The 16,983-nt window shown below is 64.7% G+C and carries 17 protein-coding genes; 5 read left to right on the top strand and 12 right to left on the bottom strand.

Annotation, left to right across the window (positions count from 1 at the left end):
- Positions 1 to 2: 2 nt before the first annotated feature.
- The 7 genes from ACVW1C_RS08585 to ACVW1C_RS08555 all read right to left on the bottom strand — a co-directional run bounded on the left by ACVW1C_RS08585 (position 3) and on the right by ACVW1C_RS08555 (position 7,930).
- On the bottom strand, positions 3 to 1,514 hold the full coding sequence (locus tag ACVW1C_RS08585; protein WP_456758046.1) for a hydrogenase large subunit: 1,512 nt from the start codon (positions 1,512 to 1,514) through the stop codon (positions 3 to 5).
- Between the two features lie 18 nt (positions 1,515 to 1,532).
- Positions 1,533 to 2,981 (bottom strand): hydrogenase 4 subunit F, encoded by a 1,449-nt coding sequence (locus tag ACVW1C_RS08580; RefSeq protein ID WP_456758045.1) that lies wholly within the window; start codon positions 2,979 to 2,981, stop codon positions 1,533 to 1,535.
- On the bottom strand, positions 2,978 to 3,640 hold the full coding sequence (locus ACVW1C_RS08575; protein WP_456724418.1) for a hydrogenase-4 component E: 663 nt from the start codon (positions 3,638 to 3,640) through the stop codon (positions 2,978 to 2,980). Before ACVW1C_RS08575 ends, ACVW1C_RS08580 begins: the two co-directional genes overlap by 4 nt.
- Positions 3,640 to 4,596: a respiratory chain complex I subunit 1 family protein gene (locus ACVW1C_RS08570; protein ID WP_456758044.1), complete on the bottom strand. Its 957-nt coding sequence runs from the start codon at positions 4,594 to 4,596 to the stop codon at positions 3,640 to 3,642. Before ACVW1C_RS08570 ends, ACVW1C_RS08575 begins: the two co-directional genes overlap by 1 nt.
- Positions 4,587 to 6,602: a hydrogenase 4 subunit B gene (gene hyfB, locus ACVW1C_RS08565; RefSeq protein WP_456758043.1), complete on the bottom strand. Its 2,016-nt coding sequence runs from the start codon at positions 6,600 to 6,602 to the stop codon at positions 4,587 to 4,589. The genes ACVW1C_RS08570 and hyfB overlap by 10 nt, the downstream gene beginning before the upstream one ends.
- The gene (locus ACVW1C_RS08560; RefSeq protein ID WP_176532878.1) at positions 6,599 to 6,871 is read right to left on the bottom strand and encodes a helix-turn-helix domain-containing protein; all 273 of its coding nucleotides are present in this window, start codon (positions 6,869 to 6,871) and stop codon (positions 6,599 to 6,601) included. Before ACVW1C_RS08560 ends, hyfB begins: the two co-directional genes overlap by 4 nt.
- A gap of 159 nt (positions 6,872 to 7,030) precedes the next feature.
- On the bottom strand, positions 7,031 to 7,930 hold the full coding sequence (locus tag ACVW1C_RS08555; RefSeq protein WP_456758042.1) for a CHAD domain-containing protein: 900 nt from the start codon (positions 7,928 to 7,930) through the stop codon (positions 7,031 to 7,033).
- Between the two features lie 285 nt (positions 7,931 to 8,215).
- On the opposite strand from ACVW1C_RS08555, the gene ACVW1C_RS08550 reads away from it, so the two are divergent.
- The 3 genes from ACVW1C_RS08550 (at position 8,216) to ACVW1C_RS08540 (ending at position 10,497) form a co-directional block, all read left to right on the top strand.
- A complete protein-coding gene (locus tag ACVW1C_RS08550; protein WP_456758041.1) occupies positions 8,216 to 8,650 on the top strand; it encodes a MarR family winged helix-turn-helix transcriptional regulator in 435 nt (144 codons plus the stop codon).
- A 77-nt stretch (positions 8,651 to 8,727) separates the two neighbouring features.
- The gene (locus tag ACVW1C_RS08545) at positions 8,728 to 9,495 is read left to right on the top strand and encodes an enoyl-CoA hydratase-related protein (RefSeq protein WP_456758040.1); all 768 of its coding nucleotides are present in this window, start codon (positions 8,728 to 8,730) and stop codon (positions 9,493 to 9,495) included.
- Positions 9,496 to 9,606: 111 nt separating this feature from the next.
- The gene (locus ACVW1C_RS08540; RefSeq protein WP_173641447.1) at positions 9,607 to 10,497 is read left to right on the top strand and encodes an aldose 1-epimerase family protein; all 891 of its coding nucleotides are present in this window, start codon (positions 9,607 to 9,609) and stop codon (positions 10,495 to 10,497) included.
- Positions 10,498 to 10,509: 12 nt separating this feature from the next.
- Here the strand turns inward: ACVW1C_RS08540 and ACVW1C_RS08535 are convergent, their stop codons facing one another.
- Positions 10,510 to 10,710, bottom strand: a complete 201-nt coding sequence (locus ACVW1C_RS08535) for a hypothetical protein (RefSeq protein WP_456758039.1) — start codon at positions 10,708 to 10,710, stop codon at positions 10,510 to 10,512.
- A gap of 131 nt (positions 10,711 to 10,841) precedes the next feature.
- Positions 10,842 to 11,576: an SDR family NAD(P)-dependent oxidoreductase gene (locus ACVW1C_RS08530; protein WP_456758038.1), complete on the bottom strand. Its 735-nt coding sequence runs from the start codon at positions 11,574 to 11,576 to the stop codon at positions 10,842 to 10,844.
- Between the two features lie 198 nt (positions 11,577 to 11,774).
- Here ACVW1C_RS08530 and ACVW1C_RS08525 point away from each other — a divergent pair, with 198 nt between their 5' ends.
- Positions 11,775 to 12,188: a DUF3830 family protein gene (locus ACVW1C_RS08525; protein WP_092124838.1), complete on the top strand. Its 414-nt coding sequence runs from the start codon at positions 11,775 to 11,777 to the stop codon at positions 12,186 to 12,188.
- Position 12,189: 1 nt separating this feature from the next.
- Positions 12,190 to 13,128 carry an allantoinase PuuE gene (gene puuE / locus ACVW1C_RS08520; protein ID WP_456758037.1) on the top strand — a complete coding sequence of 313 codons (939 nt, stop codon included), beginning with the start codon at positions 12,190 to 12,192 and terminating at the stop codon, positions 13,126 to 13,128.
- 375 nt (positions 13,129 to 13,503) lie between these two features.
- On the opposite strand, the gene ACVW1C_RS08515 is transcribed toward puuE, so the two are convergent.
- The 3 genes from ACVW1C_RS08515 to biuH all read right to left on the bottom strand — a co-directional run bounded on the left by ACVW1C_RS08515 (position 13,504) and on the right by biuH (position 16,981).
- Entirely contained in the window at positions 13,504 to 14,544 is a 1,041-nt protein-coding gene (locus ACVW1C_RS08515) for an IS110 family RNA-guided transposase (RefSeq protein WP_456758036.1), read from the bottom strand.
- Positions 14,545 to 14,768: 224 nt separating this feature from the next.
- The gene (locus ACVW1C_RS08510) at positions 14,769 to 16,301 is read right to left on the bottom strand and encodes an ABC transporter ATP-binding protein (RefSeq protein WP_456758035.1); all 1,533 of its coding nucleotides are present in this window, start codon (positions 16,299 to 16,301) and stop codon (positions 14,769 to 14,771) included.
- Positions 16,298 to 16,981 (bottom strand): biuret amidohydrolase, encoded by a 684-nt coding sequence (gene biuH / locus ACVW1C_RS08505; RefSeq protein ID WP_456758034.1) that lies wholly within the window; start codon positions 16,979 to 16,981, stop codon positions 16,298 to 16,300. The genes ACVW1C_RS08510 and biuH overlap by 4 nt, the downstream gene beginning before the upstream one ends.
- Positions 16,982 to 16,983: the final 2 nt, after the last annotated feature.

Genomic DNA, 16,983 nt, shown 5'->3' with positions numbered 1-16,983 from the left:
CCTCAGAGGTCCTGCCCCGAATAGGAGCAGTTGAACGACTTGTTGCAGAGTGGGAAGTCCGCCACGATGTTGCCTTCGATCGCTGCCTCGAGCAGGGGCCACTGAAACCACGACGGATCGCGCAGATGACATCGCTCGATCCGATCTCCGTTGAGGCGCAGCCAGGCCAGAATGTCGCCCCGGAAGCCTTCAACCACCGCCATGCCTTCGGAGGCTTCGGTCGCACCTTGCAGCGACACTCTGACGGGGCCGGCCTCGAGGCCGATGAGGATCTGGTCTGTCAGCGCAAGGCTCTGCTCGACTTCCCGGATCCGGATCCAGACGCGGGCGTTGACGTCCCCATCGCTGAGAACGGGGACTTCGAAACGCAGACCATCATAGGGGAGATAGCCGGGCCTGCGTCGGGCGTCATGGTTGCGGCCGCTTGCGCGCCCGATATAGCCACCGGCTGCGAACTGCCGGGCGAGCGCCGGGGTAACGATGCCGGTGGTGACGGTGCGATCCTGCAACGAGGCGGTGTTGTCGTAGAGTTCGACCAGCGCAGGGAACTGCCGGCGGATCTGGTCGAGCGCGGCCCGGATTGCGTTGGGTCCGTCGCTGGCGATGTCGCGCGCGACGCCGCCAGGAACGACAAGGTCGCGCATCAGGCGGTGGCCGAATGCAGCGTCGGCAGCGCGCAGCACGCCCTCGCGCAGTACGGCGCAATGTGCCTGCATCAGCGCAAATGACGCATCGTTGCAGATCGCTCCGATGTCACCGAGGTGATTGGCCAGTCGCTCGAGCTCGGCCATCAGCGCACGCAGCAAGAGCGCGCGCGGCGGCACGGCAATCTGCTGCGCGGCCTCGACCGCTTGCGCGAATGCCAGTCCATAGGCGACCGTACTGTCGCCCGAGACCCGGCCGGCGAGCCGCGCGGCCTGCTCGACCGTGCTCCCCGCCATCAGCCCTTCGATGCCCTTATGGGTGTAGCCGAGCCGCTGCTCCAGGCGGATCACGGTCTCGCCGCTCGCCGTAAAGCGGAAATGTCCGGGCTCGATGATGCCGGCATGCACGGGGCCGACCGGAATCTGATGCAGGCTGTCCCCTTCGGTCGGAAGGAATTGATAAGGCGCCGCATCCGGTGACGCATCGAGACGTTCGCCCAGCGGGAAATGCACTTGCCATCGACCATGATCGAGCCAGGGACGGGGATCCGGCGTGCCCGCGGCCTGAAGCCCGAACAGGTCGTGGACGGTGCGCTCCAATCGAAGCGCCGGAGGATGACAGGCCGCGACCGACGGGAATTGGCGATCGGGACAATCCAGGCTGATCACGCCGATATCGGAGGTGTGGTCGTCGAGGATCGCCATATGCACGCACGATGCTTCGCCCCATAGCCCGAGCAGGCTCAAGCCGCCATCGGCGAGCGCGCTGGCGGCGGAGCGCCAGACATCGCCGTCCACCACCGCGCGCGGCCATGGATGGTGCCGTTCGACCTTGCGGCCCGCCTGGATCAGATCGATCAATTTCGGCATATCCCGTTCTCCCTCGCCCTAGCCCAGCAGGTTGGCGACGTGCTGGAACCAGACAACCAGCGGTCCCGGAAGGTAGATGCCCGCAGTCAGCACCAGCGCGAAATGCGCGAACATCGGCAGATAGGACGCATCCGCCGGAGCGGTATTGCCGCGCGGCTCGCCGAACGCAAGGCTGGTCAGGCGCAGGATCAGCGCGCCGAGGGCGAGCAGCAGGCCGAACACCAGCGGAATAGCGAGCAGCGGCTGGCGCGCGAAGGTGGAGCTGACGATGAGGAATTCGCTCATGAAGATGCCAAGCGGCGGCAGGCCGGCGATCGCGACCACGCCGATCACGAGACTCCAGCCGAGCGCCGGATGGGTTTCAGTCAGGCCGCGAATGTTGGCGATCCGCTGCGTGCCCTTCACCTGTGCGATGTGCCCGACGGCGTAGAAGATCCCCGACTTGGTGAGGCTGTGCATCACCATATGCAGCAGGCCGGCAAAGTTGGCGAGCGGGCCACCCATCCCGAACGCAAACACGATGATGCCCATGTGCTCGATCGAGGAATAGGCGAACAGCCGTTTGATGTCGCGGCGGCGGTAAAGCATGAAGGCTGCGAACAGCAGCGAGGTCAGCCCCATCGTCACCATCAGCGGGCCCGCCGATATCGCATCCGGATTGGCGGCGAGCAGGATCTTGAAGCGGAGCACAGCGTAGAGCGCAACGTTGAGCAAGAGGCCGGAGAGCACGGCGGAGATCGGGGTCGGGCCCTCGGCATGGGCATCCGGAAGCCAGGCGTGCAGCGGCGCCAGGCCGACCTTGGTGCCGTAGCCGAGCAGCAGGAAGATGAAGGCGACGTTGAGCAATGCCGGGTCGAAGGTTGCGGCGCGGCTGATCAACACCGTCCACACCATGGCGTCCTGGCCCTCGCCGATGACCGGCCGCGCCGCCATGTACACCAGGATCGTGCCGAACAGCGCGAGCGCGATACCGACGCTGCCGAGGATGAAATACTTCCAGGCGGCTTCCAGCGCCGCATGGGTCCGATAGATGCCAACCATCAGGACGGTGGTCAGCGTGGCGATCTCGACTGCGACCCACATCAGGCCGATATTGTTCGACACGAATGCGAGGTTCATGCCGAACATCATCACCTGATACATGGCATGGTAGAATCGCAGATAGCCCGGCGTCAGCCGTCCGGTCTCGAGTTCGTGGGCGATATAGCTCGCGCTGAACACGCTCGTGGTGAATCCCACGAAGGTATTGAGCACGATGAAGACGATGTTGAGATCGTCAATCAGCAGGTAGTGGCCGGGCTGCGGGCGCTCGATGACGAGCAGCGAAACTGCGGCCAGCAAGGTGCCGAGACTTGCCAGGATATTGAGCCCCGCGGTCAGCCGGTAGCCGGGCAGCACCGCAAGTACCGCCGCGGCACAGATCGGTATCACGAGAACCCAGGCGACGGCATCCGACGCCGCAGTCATCGCCGCTCTCCCCTGAATTCATCGAGTGCGCCGACGTCGACGGTGTCGAACCGCTCCCGAATCCGGAACAGGAACACGCCGATGACGATGAATGCGATCAGGATCGAAAACGCGACGCTGATTTCCACGACGAGCGGCATACCCTTGGCGCCGGTCGCGGCCAGCACCAGGCCGTTCTCCAGCGACATGAAGCCGACGACCTGGCTCACGGCGTTGCGCCGTGTCACCATGACCAGCAATCCCAGCAGCACCACCGACAGCGCGAAGGCGAGGTCTTCCCTCGCCAGCGGATCGGCCGCGCCGGTCACGCGGAGCATCAGCACCATGGAGAGGGCGACGAGCCCCATCCCCGCCAGCATGGTCAGGCCGATACCCACCGCGGTCTCGATATCGCGATGAATCCCGAGTTGCTTGACGATCCGGTGCAGCGCCACCGGGATGATGATCGCCTTGAAGACCAGCGCGATCACCGCCGTCACGTAGAGATGCGGCGCATTCTGGACGAACGCCTGCCAGGCGACCGAAAGCGCGAGCACCACTGCATGAAGCGCGAAGATGTTCAGCAGCGCATACAGGCGATCCTGGTACAGCATCATGAAGCTGATCAGCACGAGCCCGCCGGCGAGCAGATGGGCGATGTCGAAGGCGAGGTTGTGCATCAGAAGCTCCGTGACACGAACCGAAGCAGCGTGCCGAGCAGCCCGAGCATCAGCGCGGCGCCGAGGAACTCGGGGACACGGAAAACCCGCACCTTCGCCGTCGCGGTCTCGAACACCGCAAGGAGGAAGCTGGCGATCGCAAGCTTGACGATGTAGGCGACGACGCTCACCAGATAGGACAGCGGACCTGCGCCTTCGGTGGTAATCTGCCACGGGAAGAACACGCAGATGATCAGGGAGATGTACAGCAGCAGCTTGAGAAAGGCGCCGAACTCGATCATGGCGAGGTGACGCCCGGAATACTCGAGGATCATCGCCTCGTGCACCATGGTCAGCTCCAGATGCGTCGCCGGGTTGTCGACCGGGATGCGCGCGTTTTCGGCAAGCGCCACCATGATGAGGGCAATCATCGCCATGCCGAGCGAGACGCGCAGTCCCACTTCGGACGACGCCATGAAGGTCGCGACCGTTGACAGCTGGGTGGAGCCGGCAATCAGCGCGACGCAGAACACCATCAGCAGCATGGCTGGCTCGGCCAATGCAGCGATCATCACCTCGCGGCTGGAGCCGATGCCGCCGAAGCTGGTGCCGACGTCCATGCCGGCCAGCGCGAGGAAGAACCGCGCGCTGCCGAGCAGGGCGACGATCGCGATCAGGTCGGCGCTCCAGTTGAATTCGAGGCCGGTCGCAAATGTCGGGACCAGCGCCGCGGCGACCCAGATGGCCGCGAACGTCACGTAGGGCGTGACACGGAACAGCCAGGACGCGTTTTCGGCGAGCACGACCTCTTTGCGAAGCAGCCGCAGCAGGTCGCGATAGGGCTGGAAGATCGACGCACCTTTCCGGCGCAGCAGGCGGGCCTTGACCTTGCGCACGACGCCGGTCAGGAGCGGCGCGAGTAGTAGCACCAGCGTCATCTGGCCGAACTGAACGAGAATGTCCGAGATCACGACCATATTGCGAGCGCCAGCAGCAATGTGATGAGGGTTGCGAAGACCAGACTGAGGTAGCGGCGGATGGTCAGGAACTGGAGCTGGTTCAGCCGATCGGCGAAAAACCAAACGACTTCAGTCACCGGCGTGTACAGCCGCTCCCAGACCAGATCGTGCATATCGACCCTGAAGCGGGCCGGCCGCAGTTCACCCGGCGAAGGCATGTCGACATGCTCGCGGGCCTGGAAAACCAACGTGCCGAATACCCGGCGGATCGGCTGGACGAAGCTCGCCCCGGAATACTGCGCCGCCGGTGTCGGATCGGTGAAGCCACAACCCCAGGCCGGTCCGCGGCGGATCGCGCGCGAAGCGAAGCGATGGATGAAATACACCGCAAGCGACGCCGCGGCCGTGATGAAAGCAAAGACGAGCAATCCGTTGTAGGAACTGCGGCTCTCCTCGATCGGCACGATCGAGAGCCAGGGGTCGTTCGCCTGAAGCGGCATCCGATGGCCGATCATGGCCATGGTGACCGGCGAGAGCGCGTCGATCACCAGGCCCGGCAGAATGCCGGCGAGGAAGCAGAGCAGGGCGAGGCTGAACATCGCGGCAAGCGAATAGCGATCGACTTCGCCGGCGGCTTGCGCCGCCGGGCTCCGCGCGCGGCCGAGGAACGTGATTCCGAAGGCCTTGACGAAGCATGCGGCGGCGAGCGCCGCCGCCAGCGCCAGCAAGGCGCCGACCGCGGGCACCATGATCTTCAGCAACCATTGCGGCAGATCGGGGCTCTGCAGGACGGCCTGAAACATCAGCCATTCGGAGGCGAACCCGTTGAACGGCGGAAGCGCCGAGATCGCAACGCAGCCGACGAGAAAGACGAAGCTGGTGAGCGGCATGCGGTGGATCAGGCCGCCCAGCTTCTCCATGTCGCGTTCGCCGGTCGACGTCAGCACGGCGCCGGCGCCGAAGAACAGCAGGCTCTTGAAGAACGAATGGTTGAGCACGTGAAACAGCGCGGCCGTGAAGGCGAGGGCCGCCGCCAGGCCGAGGCCGTTGGCCTGAAATGCCAGCGCAAGGCCGAGACTTGCGAAGATGACGCCGATGTTCTCGATCGTGCTGTAGGCGAGCAGGCGCTTGAGATCCTTCTCCATCAGCGCATAGAGGATCCCCATCACGGCGGTCGCACCGCCGAGGATGAGAACGACGACACCCGCCGACCAGCTGGGCGGCCCGAGCAGATCGAACATGACCCGGATGAACCCGTAGATCGCGACCTTCGTCATCACGCCGCTCATCAGCGCCGAGACATGGCTCGGCGCCGCTGGATGCGCCAGCGGCAGCCATACGTGCAACGGGACCAGGCCGGCTTTCGACCCGGCGCCGAGCAGCATCAGCGAGAGCACCAGCGCGGCTTCGGAAGGCGTGTGCTGGGCGCTGCGGATGGCCGCAAAACTGTAGCTGCCGCCAGCTCCCGACAGCAGGCCGAAAGCGAGCAACAAAGCCAGCGTTCCGAAGCTTGCCATCACCAGATAGACGTAGCCCGCTCGTGCATTGTCCGCTTCGCGGTGGTGCGCCATCACGAGCGCCCAGGACGCAAGCGACATGAATTCCCAGCACAAGAGGTAGGTGAACGCATCGTCGGCCAGCACAACGAGGTTCATTCCGGCCAGGAATGCCGGAAAGAAGGGAAGGACCCGCGCCGGCGCGGATTCGTGGCTGCCGTAGCCGAGCCCATACAGACTTGCAGCCGCACCGCCGAGATTGACCACGGCGAGAAAGAATGCGGCAAGCGCGTCGAGGCAGAAATGCGAGCCTAGCCAGGGCAGGCCGACCGGCAACGTCAGCTCCGTCGCACTGGTATGGGCGATCAGCGAGCGCAGCGCGCCGGCCAGTGCGATCGTCGAAATTACGAAGGTCGCGCCGTAGATGATGGCTGTCGATCGGCGCGATCGGCTCGTTGCGATCGCGAGAGCGGTCGTCCCCAGCAGCGCGGCCACACACCAGATCTGCTGGGTGACCGCCGCGATCATGTCTGCACCTTCGGCGAGCCCGACCCGGCCTTCAATCTCACCCCGCGGCCGCCGCCGCTGCTGACCGCGCCCTCGCTGATCACCTCGACGCCGGCGGTGCCGAGCGCGTCGATCAGTTTCATGAGCGAGTCGACATTGCCGCGAATGGTGCCTTCGCTTGCCTCCATACGTTGGATGGTTGGCACGGAAAGTCCGGACAGCTCGGCGAGCTGCCGTTGGTCGATGCCAAGCAAGGCTCTGGCAGCTCGTAGCTGCGCTGCGGTGATCATCGATTGAGGTCGTCGATTGAGAGTCGAGTCTATTTGGATATCATTTATATACATCAAGTAATGATGCTACAAGTCCAATAAATGATGTTTTATACATCAATTTTAGCGTAACCATCAATTCGGGCCCGCATCCGCGCCGACAATGCGCTGATGCGCGCCTTAGTTGGAGATTTTCCGGTAGACGTCTGCAGCGCGGCGCAGCAGGCGGCTCTTGCGCTTGCGCTCATGCACGCGCTGGTGCTTGGCCTTGCGCTCGTCGGCGCGCCGCGCGAGGGCATCGGCACTCTCGAGCAGCGCGCGACGGACCTCGTCATCGTTCAATTCGCCGAGCAGCTGCTGTCCCTTGCGCAGATGCTTGAGGATGATCCGCCATGACGCGTATTCGTCAGGGGGCAATCCGCCTTCCGAGAACTCGATGGCGTAGCGCAGCCGCTTGCTGGCGAGCCGGACGCGGTGGCGCTTGTTCTTGCCCATGCCCTGCAGCCCGCGGCTCTTCTGGCACAGCTTGCCATGCCAGCGCGCCAGCCGGCGCGCATGAAACACCGACACCGGCACCGCGCGCCGTTGCGCGGCACGGCGGTTCTGCCGCGTGGTCCAGGGGCCGCTGCCGACCCAGTCCCACATGCCGTCGAACCATTGCCAGTAACGGTCGCTTTGCAAGGCTTCCTTGAGCGCTTCGAACGCATCGGCGCGTGCCGTCTGGAGCATGCGCTCTTCCGGCAAGCCCTTGCTGTTGTCGATCGCAACGTCGAGGTCGCGCGTTGCGCCGAGATGGGCGCTCAACCATTTCAGCTCGGATTTCAGCCGCGTCCATTCGCTGTCCGCCACCATCGGGCCGTAGAAGGCGATCGCCGCCTTCAGCCGCGTCAGTGCAATGCGGGTCCGGTGGAGCGCGGCCGGATCGCCGGAGCTCAGGGCCTCGTGGTTGGTTGCGACTTCCTCGAGGCATTCGGACAGGATCAGGCGAAACGCGGTCTCACAACGCATGGCTTGGCTGAGATGGCGTGGCCGCTTCGGGCGGACGACGCGCTCCCTGTCCGGACTTGCCGCTGACGTCATGACACTCCCGTGGGCGCCGCCGCAGCCGCAACGCAACACCGCGGCTCCCGGATTAAAGATTTCCCGTTTGGTCGTTGTCGATCAAGGGTTTTCTGCCGGAGCGCAGTGCAGCGATCCGGCGTCGCGATCAAAATGTCGCAACCAAAGCGGTTGAGAGGGCTCATTTGTGTATCTTACGGGCCTTGGATGCCGGTGCATTGAGGCGCCGCAAAAAAGGGGAACGGGGTTAGATATTTCGCGCACGAAATACCTTGATATTTCGCATGCGAAATATATGATTGCGGCATGAAAGCGGAACAGCGGCTGATCTTTCTTCTGACCGTGGCCTATCGGCGGCTGCAGCGTGCCATCGATCAGGAGACGGCTGCGCACGATCTGACGTCGGCGCAGGCGGGCGTGCTGTTCTTCCTTGGGCGCAATGACGGTGCGCTGATCGGCGACGTCTCGCAGGCACTCGACATCGTGCCGTCGGCGATGACCGGGCTCGCCGACCGGATGGAGCGTGCGGGCCTCGTCAAGCGCCGGCGCGATGGTGAGGACGGGCGCAGCCAGCGGCTGCATCTGACCGTGGCGGGCCAGGAGCTCGGCAAGCGCGCCGCAACGCGGACCAGGGTGATCAACAACCGCCTGATCGACGGATTTTCGGAAGCCGAGATCGAGGTGGTGTCGCGCTGGCTGACCAGCCTGCAAGAGAAATTTCCGAAAGACAAAGACGGCTAGCGCGTTTTCAAGCCAAGTCGATACCGGTTCGCGTCAAGAAAACGCGTCAAACAACAAGCAACCAACAGGAGTGAGACATGAGTGAAGTGGTCGTAGCGCTGGATGGTGGTGTTCTCACCGTGACGATGGCCCGTCCGGACAAGAAGAATGCGATCACCAACGCGATGTATGGCGCGATGGCCGACGCGCTCGAACGCGCGGAAAGCGATTCTGCGATCCGCGCCGTGCTGCTCCAGGGCGACGGCGACAGCTTTACCGCAGGCAATGATCTCGCCGATTTCGCGGCGGTGTCGCGCGGCGTGCAGGGCGAGCGTCACGTGACGCGCTTCCTTAGCTGTCTTGCCAAGGCGACGCGGCCGCTGGTTGCCGCCGTGCAGGGCAATGCGGTCGGTATCGGCACCACCATGCTGCTGCATTGCGACCTCGTCTACCTCGCGCCGACCGCGCGGCTGATCACGCCGTTCGTCAATCTTGCGCTGGTGCCGGAGGCGGCCTCGACCTATCTGCTGCCGCAACGCATCGGCTATGCGCGGGCCTATGCGATGTTCGCGCTCGGCGAGCCGGTCGAGGCGGAGACCGCGGTCTCCATCGGTCTCGCCAACGCCGTGGTGCCGCTTGCGGATCTCCGCGCCAAGGCCCGGGCGGCGGCGGACGCACTGGCAAAGCGGCCATTCGGCTCGCTCCAGCACACCAAGGCGTTGATGCGCGATCCGGCCAGGATCAGCGCGCAAATGGCGCGCGAGGGCGAAATCTTCCAGCAGCGGCTGATGAGCGCGGAAGCGCGCGAGGCCTTTGCCGCCTTTGCCGAGCGTCGCCAGCCTGATTTCTCCAAGATCGCCGGTTAGGCTTGAGGCTAGGTGCCGCCACACACGGGCGGCCCCATCGCTTTGGGGTTGACGGCTTCGCCGGCATCGAACATCTCGTGTCAGGGCATGGCGCAACCGGTGAGGCGAGGCATGAGCGACAGTCACACGCTGCGCGGCGACGGAATCGCCGCGACCATTTTGGCGCAGGGCGCCGAATTGTCGTCGCTCAGCAATGCCGACGGAACCGAGTTGCTGTGGCAGGCTGGCCCACAATGGCCGCGTCATGCACCGATCCTGTTCCCGATCGTCGGCCGGTTGAAGAACGACACGCTGCGTCACCATGGCAAGACCTATCCGATGACACAGCACGGCCTTGCGCGGGATCGCCGCTTTGTCTGGCTGGAGCAGGGACCGCGATCCTGCAAGCTCGCGCTCACCGACGATGAGGAAACGCCGGCACGCTATCCGTTCGCGTTCAGGCTCGAGGTCACTTACACCGTTGATGGTACCGATCTCGATGTCGCCTTCGATATCATCAACACCGGCGACGAGATGCTGCCGGCCTCGCTCGGTGGTCATCCCGCCTTCAACTGGCCGTTGGTGCCGGGGCTGCCGAAGGAGGCTTACACGCTGACCTTCGGCAAGACTGAACTTGCGCCGATCCGGCGGCTGAAGGATGGATTGATGCGGCCGCAGCCCGAACCCAATCCGGTCAAGGGCAGAACGCTCGCACTGTCGGAGGAGCTGTTCGATGACGACGCGATGGTCTTCGATCAGGTCGCAAGTACATCGATCCTCTTCACGGCGACACTAGGCCCGGCAGCAGCCACACAAGGCCCCGCGATCGAGATGTCGTGGCGCGGCTTCCGCGAACTCGGCATCTGGTCGAAGGTCGGCGGCGCGCCGTTCCTCTGCATCGAGCCGTGGCACGGCTTTGCCAGCCCCGCGGAGTTCGACGGCGAGTTCGCCGACAAGCCCGGCTTGATGCACATCGCGCCGGGCGCGCGTCAGTCGCTGGGCTATCGCATTCGCGTGAGCTGATCGAAGGTCAGATCAATGCGCGCAGGAGCTGAGCGCGCTGGTGATCGCGCCCACCGATGGCGGATTTTCATGCGCCCAGGCCTCATGTGCGGCGAGATCGCGGTAATGCTCCGCCATGCGCAGCAGCCGCTCGCGAATGCCGGCATCTTGCTCGCCCTTGGCCTGATCGGCCAGCTGCGCGGCACGTTCGAGAAGCGTTTTCGGATCGATCACGACAAGCTCCAAATCCGGTTTCGCCAAGCGGACAACGGTCATAGTCAAGCACAGTTCCTGCCACGCTTTGATGACGGCGCGGAACCGAAGCCCCGCAATTAGATCGTCCGATGTTCGATGCCGGCCTGGACCTAGTTGAACGCCATGCCGCCGCTCATCGCAATCGTCTGTCCGGTCATGTAGGGGTTGTTGACCAGCAGCATCACGGCCTGCGCGACCTCCTCGGCGGTGCCGAAGCGGCCGATCGGGATCCGGCTGACGAGGCCGCTCTGTCCCTTCATCATGTCGGTCTCGATCAGCGACGGCGCAACCGCGTTGATCGTGATGCCCTCCTTGACGAGCCGTGCCGCATAGCCGCGGGTCAGGCCCTCCATGGCTGCCTTGGACGCGTTGTAGTGCGGCCCGATCGCGCCGGCGCCGCGCGCCGCGCCGGAGGAGATGTTGACGATGCGGCCCCATTTCCGGGTGCGCATCATCGGCAGCACCGCTTGCGTGCAGAGAAATGCCGATTTGAGGTTGACCGTGATGGTGCGGTCGAAATCCTCTTCGGTGAGGTCGTCGATACCCCTGACGATCGCGATCCCGGCATTGTTGACGAGGATGTCGACCGGACCGAGCTCGGATTTGGCACGCTCGACCAGCCCGGCGACGGCGGCAGCCTCGGAGACGTCGGCGCCGACAGCGACGGCGCGGCCGCCGGCGGCGGTGATGCCCTTTGCCAGCGTCTCCGCTTCAGCCGAGCGCTCGCGATAATTGACGGCGACGGCGGCGCCGGCTTCCGCCAGCATCTTGACGATGGCCGCGCCAATGCCGCGCGATCCGCCGGTCACCAGCGCCACATGTCCGTGTAGACTGTTTGTCGTCATCGGCCGTCCTCCTTGCGAGTGCAGAGAGGTTCGCAAAGCGGGAGCCGGGGCGCAACGCAACCCTGCTCAAATCTGCGTTGCCGCGGGCGCCATTGCGGCAAAAAACCGGCATCTGGAGCCGGAATCGGCCTTGCGTCCGGCGCGGGCCGGCGGCAATGGTTGGGACATCGTTCCGTCCAGCCCACCCACGAGAGTTCGATGAGCAAACTGATTGTCCGCGCCGGCGAGTTCACCTTTGACGCCCGTTTCGAGGAGCAGCTCGCGCCGAAGACGGTCGCCGCCTTCCGCAAGGCGATGCCGTTCGAGAGCCAGGCGATCCACGTGCGCTGGAGCGGCGAGGGCGTCTGGATGCCGCTCGGCGATCTCGATTTCGGCGTCTCCTACGAGAACCACACCAGCTATCCGGCGCCGGGCCAGATCATCCTCTATCCCGGCGGCATCAGCGAGACCGAGATCCTGCTGGCCTATGGCGGCGTGCATTTCGCCAGCAAGATGGGCCAGCTCGCCGGCAATCATTTCATCACGCTGACCTCGGGTCTGGAAAACCTCACCGCCTTCGGCAAGACGGTGTTGTGGAAGGGCGCGCAGCAGATCCGCTTCGAGGAAATCTGATGTGACCGAGGCCCGCTATCCGCGCGATCTCCGCGGCTACGGCCGCAACCCGCCGGATCCGAAATGGCCCGACGCTGCGCGTGTCGCCGTGCAGTTCGTGGTCAATTTCGAGGAGGGCGGCGAGAACAACATCCTGCACGGCGATCGTGCCTCGGAAGCGTTTCTGTCCGATGTGCTGGGCGCGCAGCCCTGGGTCGGCCAACGTCACGCCAATATCGAAACCATGTTCGAATATGGCTCGCGCGCCGGCTTCTGGCGGCTATGGCGGATGTTCAACGAGCGCAAGCTGCCGGCCACGGTGTTCGGCGTCGCGATGGCGCTGAAGCGCAATCCGGACGTCGTGGCGGCGATGCAGGAGGCAGGCTGGGATATCGCGAGCCACAGCCTGCGCTGGGTCGAGCACAAGGACATGTCGGAGGACGAGGAGCGCGAGGAGATCGCCCGCGCCATTGCCGTGCATACCGAGGCGACCGGCGCGCGGCCGCTCGGCTGGTACACCGGCCGCTCCTCGATCAACACGCTGCGGCTTCTGATGGAGACGGGCGGCCTGCGCTATCTCTGCGATTCCTATGCCGACGATCTGCCCTACTGGATCAAGGCATCCGGCACCGAGCCACATCTCGTGATCCCCTATACGCTCGATGCCAACGACATGCGCTTCATCAACGCCCAGGGCTTTGGCGGCGGCGATGAGTTCTACACCTATCTGAAGGACGGCTTTGACGTGCTCTATGCCGAGGGTGCGACGCGACCCAAGATGATGTCGGTCGGCCTGCATTGCCGCGTCGTCGGCCGTCCCGGCCGCGCCGCCGCGCTGATGCGCTTCCTCGACTACATCCAGAAGCACGAACGGGTCTGGGTGCCGACCCGGCTCGCGATCGCCGAGCATTGGCACGCCAATCTGAAGCATCTCGCCGAGCAGGCGTTCGAGATCGCCTAGCGCGCCTTGATCTGACGCGGAGCGCTGATAAACCGCTTCGTCATTGCAATGGCAGGATCTTGCCGGGATCGCGCGCCACAAACTCCGTGTCGTCCCTGCGAAAGCAGGGACCCATATGTGGACGGCCCCCGTGGCACAAGAGCTTTCTGGGATTGATCGGATCGCTTGCATCCATATGTCCGGCCTGTTGAGTGCGATCGAATGAATCGCTGGCCAAGATGGTTTGCGCGATGCGAGTTCCAAACAACCACGCGACCTGTTGACGGCCGATGGGTCCCACGGATTGTCTCGCATCGTTGCTCGATCGATCGCTCCATCTGCTCTTGCAGCTCCGGTCGGTCGGTCGGCGAGCGAGCCCGCCGGCCGGCCAATCTGTTAAGCGGTACCCGTCGTAGCGGCATTCAGCCGTGCGGCGTCATAACTCTCACCCGTCACCATCAGCTTCCAGGCGATGCGCGCCACCTTGTTGGCAAGCGCTACGGCCGCAAGCTTCGGCGGCTTGCGCTTGATCAGCGCCAGTAGCCAGCGCGAGTGATGACCGCGTCCGCGCCTGGCCTGCTGGATCACCGCCGTGGCCCCGACGACCAGCAGACGGCGCAGGTCCTCATCGCCCGCCCGCGTGATCTTGCCAAGCCTGGTCTTGCCTGCGGTGGAGTGGTCCTTGGGTGTCAATCCCAGCCAGGCCGCAAAGTGACGACCAGAGCGGAACGCGGCCGGATCAGGTGTCTTCATCACCAGCATCGTTGCAATGATCGGACCGATCGACGGAATCTGCGCCAGGCGCCGGCCCGTGGCATCGCCGCGGTGCCAGGCCATCAGCTTGGCCTCAACCGCCTCCAACTCGTCCTCGAGCCTGACGCACTCCCGGCCCAGCATGGCAAACAGCTCGCGCGCCAGAGCGGGAAGCGTCTCGTCCTGCGCGATCCGCGCCAGCAGCGGTTCGATCGCCTCCAGCCCCTTGGGCGCGATCAGGTCATACTCCGCCGCATGGCCGCGGATCGTGTTGGTCAATTGGGTGCGCCGGGCGATCAGTCCGTCGCGGACCCCCATCAGCATCAGCGCAGCCTGCTGCTCGGCGCTTTTCACCGGCACAAAGCGCATGCTCGGCCGGCTCATCGCCTCACACAGGCCTTCTGCGTCTCGCCCGTCATTCTTGTTCCGCATCACGTAGGGCTTCACCAATTGCGGTGCCATCAGCTTCACCTCATGGCCCAGCCTGGAAAGCTCTCGCGCCCAATATTGCGACGCCCCGCAGGCCTCCATCCCGATCACCGTCGGCGGCAATTTGGCGAAGAACTCCAGCACGAGTTTGCGCGAAAGCTTCTTGCGTAAGACCGGCTGCTCGGACGCATCAACCCCATGCAGCACAAAAATATGCTTCGACGTATCCATCCCAATGCGGATAATCTGGTTCACGGACGGCTCCCATGTCTGAGATTTGCAACAACCTCATTCTGGCACACTGATGCCGTAGGGGGCCGTCCACACCATCAACCACGAATGCTGATTGTTGCGCAACGCTGGAACGACGATCCCGTTGACAACATCCGCCGCGGAGTATGGGTCCCTGCTTTCGCAGGGACGACATCTTTGCGTGGCCAGAGCTGATTGCATCGCCCCGCCGGCAATGACGCGGATGGTCAGTGCCCGGCCATGTGGCGACCGATCTCGGTAAGGTCAGCCTCGCTGGCGCGGGCTTCGTGAACGAACGCGCCGTGGAACATCACGACCAGCCGGTCCGACAGCTCCAGCAGCTCATCGAGATCTTCGCTGACCAGCAGCACCGCGGCGCCGCGGTTGCGGGCGGCCATGATCTCGGCATGGATCTGCGCCACCGCCGCGAAGTCGAGCCCGAAGCAGGGATTGGCGGCGATCAGCACCTCGACATTGCCCGAGAGCTCGCGCGCCAGCACCGCGCGCTGCACATTGCCGCCCGACAGCGCCGCGATCGGCGTCTCCGGCGTGCGGGTCTTGATCTTGTAGCGGTTGATCTTGCGCTGCGCGTCGTCGCGGAACGCCGCGCGGTTCAGCCACCAGCCGCCGCGCGCGAACGGGGCGCGGTCGAACCCGCGGAATGCAATGTTGTCGGCGACGCTCATGCCGCCGACACAGGCGTTCTTCAGCGGCTCCTCCGGCAGCAGCGACATCTTGTGGCGGCGCATCTCCTCGCGGCTTGCCGCATAGGCTTCGCCCTGGACCCGGACCACGCCGCCCTCGGCTTCGCGCTGGCCGGCCAAGACCTCGACCAGCTGACGCTGACCATTGCCGGAGACGCCGGCGATGCCGACGATCTCGCCGCTCTTCACCGTCAGCGACACGCCGTGCACGGCGATTGCGCCGGCATCGTCGAGCGCGGTGAGCTTGTCGAGCTCGAGCCGGGGCGCACCAGTCTCGCCGGTGCGCGGCGGCTGGACCGTCAGCTGCTCGGCGCCGATCATGGTGCGCGCCATTTCGTCCGGGGTGAGTTCGGTGACCCGGCCGGTGCCGGCAAGCTTGCCGCGACGCAAGATCGTCACCTCGTCGGCAAACGCCATCACCTCGCGGAACTTGTGCGTGATCATCAGGATGGTCAGCTCGCCCGCGACCACCATGGCGCGCAGCATGCCGAGCACCTCGTCCGCCTCGCCCGGCGTCAGCACCGAGGTCGGCTCGTCCAGGATCAGGAAGCGGCGCTTCAGATAGAGTTGCTTGAGGATCTCGCATTTCTGCCGCTCGCCGGCGGAGATGTCGGAGACCTTTGCGTCGAGCGGCACCTTGAACGGCATCCGTGCAAGGAACGCCGCGAGCTCCTTCTTCTCCTTGCGCCAGTCGACCACGGCCGGCACGTCGTCGCGCGCCAGCACCAGGTTCTCGGCAACCGTCATCGCCGGCACGAGGGTAAAGTGCTGGTAGACCATGCCGAGCCCGAGCGCATGTGCGTCCTTGGGATTGGCGATGGTCTGCTGTCGACCGCCGACGATGATGTCGCCTTCGGTGGCGTGGTAATAGCCCATGATGCATTTCACGAGCGTGCTCTTGCCCGCGCCGTTCTCGCCGAGCAGCGCATGAAACGAGCCGGGCCGCACCTTGAGCTCGACATTGTCGAGCGCTGTGAAATCGCCGAATCGCATGGTCATGGCGATGGCGTCGACGCCGAACGCGCCTGACGGGGCGGGCGGTTCGCCGATGATCACGACAGCGCTCCGATCAAGTCGGGGGATTTCGTCACCGCGCCGAACACGCCGCCCTGCATCTTGATCATCTTCAGCGCGTGGTCGTGGTTGCCCTTGTCGGTCGCGCCGCAGCAGTCTTCCACCAGCACGCATTCGAAGCCGCGGTCATTGGCCTCGCGCATCGTGGTGTGGACGCAGACGTCGGTGGTGATGCCGGTCAGCACGATGTTCTCGATGCCGCGCAGCCGCAGCATCAGCTCGAGATCGGTGGCGCAGAACGAGCCTTTGCCGGGCTTGTCGATAACAGGCTCGCCCGGCAGCGGCGCGAGATCGGGGATGATCTCCCATCCGGGTTCGCCGCGCACCAGGATGCGGCCGCACGGGCCGGGATCGCCGATGCCGGCGCCGATCTGGCGCGAGCGCCAGCGTTTGTTGGCGGGCAGGTCGGTCAAATCAGGGCGGTGGCCTTCGCGGGTGTGGATGATGTGAAAGCCTTGCGCGCGCATCACCGCGAGCAGCTTCCTGATCGGCTCGATCGGCGCGCGGGTCAGCGAGAGATCGTAGCCCATCTTGTCGACATAGCCGCCGACGCCGCAGAAATCGGTCTGCATGTCGATGATGATCAGCGCGGTATTCTCTGGCCGTAGATCGCCATTATAGGGCCAGGCGTAGGGCTCGGACTTGATGAAGCGCTCGGGCATGG

Source organism: Bradyrhizobium sp. USDA 4011 (assembly GCF_054063415.1).
Note: the sequence above shows the minus strand (reverse complement) of the source record. Positions and strands in the feature narration are given on the sequence as shown.

Bases quoted from the DNA above. Each gene is read 5' to 3' on its own strand.
- ACVW1C_RS08560 (WP_176532878.1), bottom strand. From the start codon at position 6,871: ATGATCACCGCAGCGCAGCTACGAGCTGCCAGAGCCTTGCTTGGCATC.
- ACVW1C_RS08550 (WP_456758041.1), top strand. From the start codon at position 8,216: ATGAAAGCGGAACAGCGGCTGATCTTTCTTCTGACCGTGGCCTATCGG.
- ACVW1C_RS08570 (WP_456758044.1), bottom strand. From the start codon at position 4,596: ATGGTCGTGATCTCGGACATTCTCGTTCAGTTCGGCCAGATGACGCTG.
- ACVW1C_RS08580 (WP_456758045.1), bottom strand. From the start codon at position 2,981: ATGACTGCGGCGTCGGATGCCGTCGCCTGGGTTCTCGTGATACCGATC.
- ACVW1C_RS08555 (WP_456758042.1), bottom strand. From the start codon at position 7,930: ATGACGTCAGCGGCAAGTCCGGACAGGGAGCGCGTCGTCCGCCCGAAG.
- ACVW1C_RS08575 (WP_456724418.1), bottom strand. From the start codon at position 3,640: ATGCACAACCTCGCCTTCGACATCGCCCATCTGCTCGCCGGCGGGCTC.
- hyfB (WP_456758043.1), bottom strand. From the start codon at position 6,602: ATGATCGCGGCGGTCACCCAGCAGATCTGGTGTGTGGCCGCGCTGCTG.
- ACVW1C_RS08525 (WP_092124838.1), top strand. From the start codon at position 11,775: ATGAGCAAACTGATTGTCCGCGCCGGCGAGTTCACCTTTGACGCCCGT.
- biuH (WP_456758034.1), bottom strand. From the start codon at position 16,981: ATGCCCGAGCGCTTCATCAAGTCCGAGCCCTACGCCTGGCCCTATAAT.
- ACVW1C_RS08540 (WP_173641447.1), top strand. From the start codon at position 9,607: ATGAGCGACAGTCACACGCTGCGCGGCGACGGAATCGCCGCGACCATT.
- ACVW1C_RS08585 (WP_456758046.1), bottom strand. From the start codon at position 1,514: ATGCCGAAATTGATCGATCTGATCCAGGCGGGCCGCAAGGTCGAACGG.
- ACVW1C_RS08545 (WP_456758040.1), top strand. From the start codon at position 8,728: ATGAGTGAAGTGGTCGTAGCGCTGGATGGTGGTGTTCTCACCGTGACG.
- ACVW1C_RS08530 (WP_456758038.1), bottom strand. From the start codon at position 11,576: ATGACGACAAACAGTCTACACGGACATGTGGCGCTGGTGACCGGCGGA.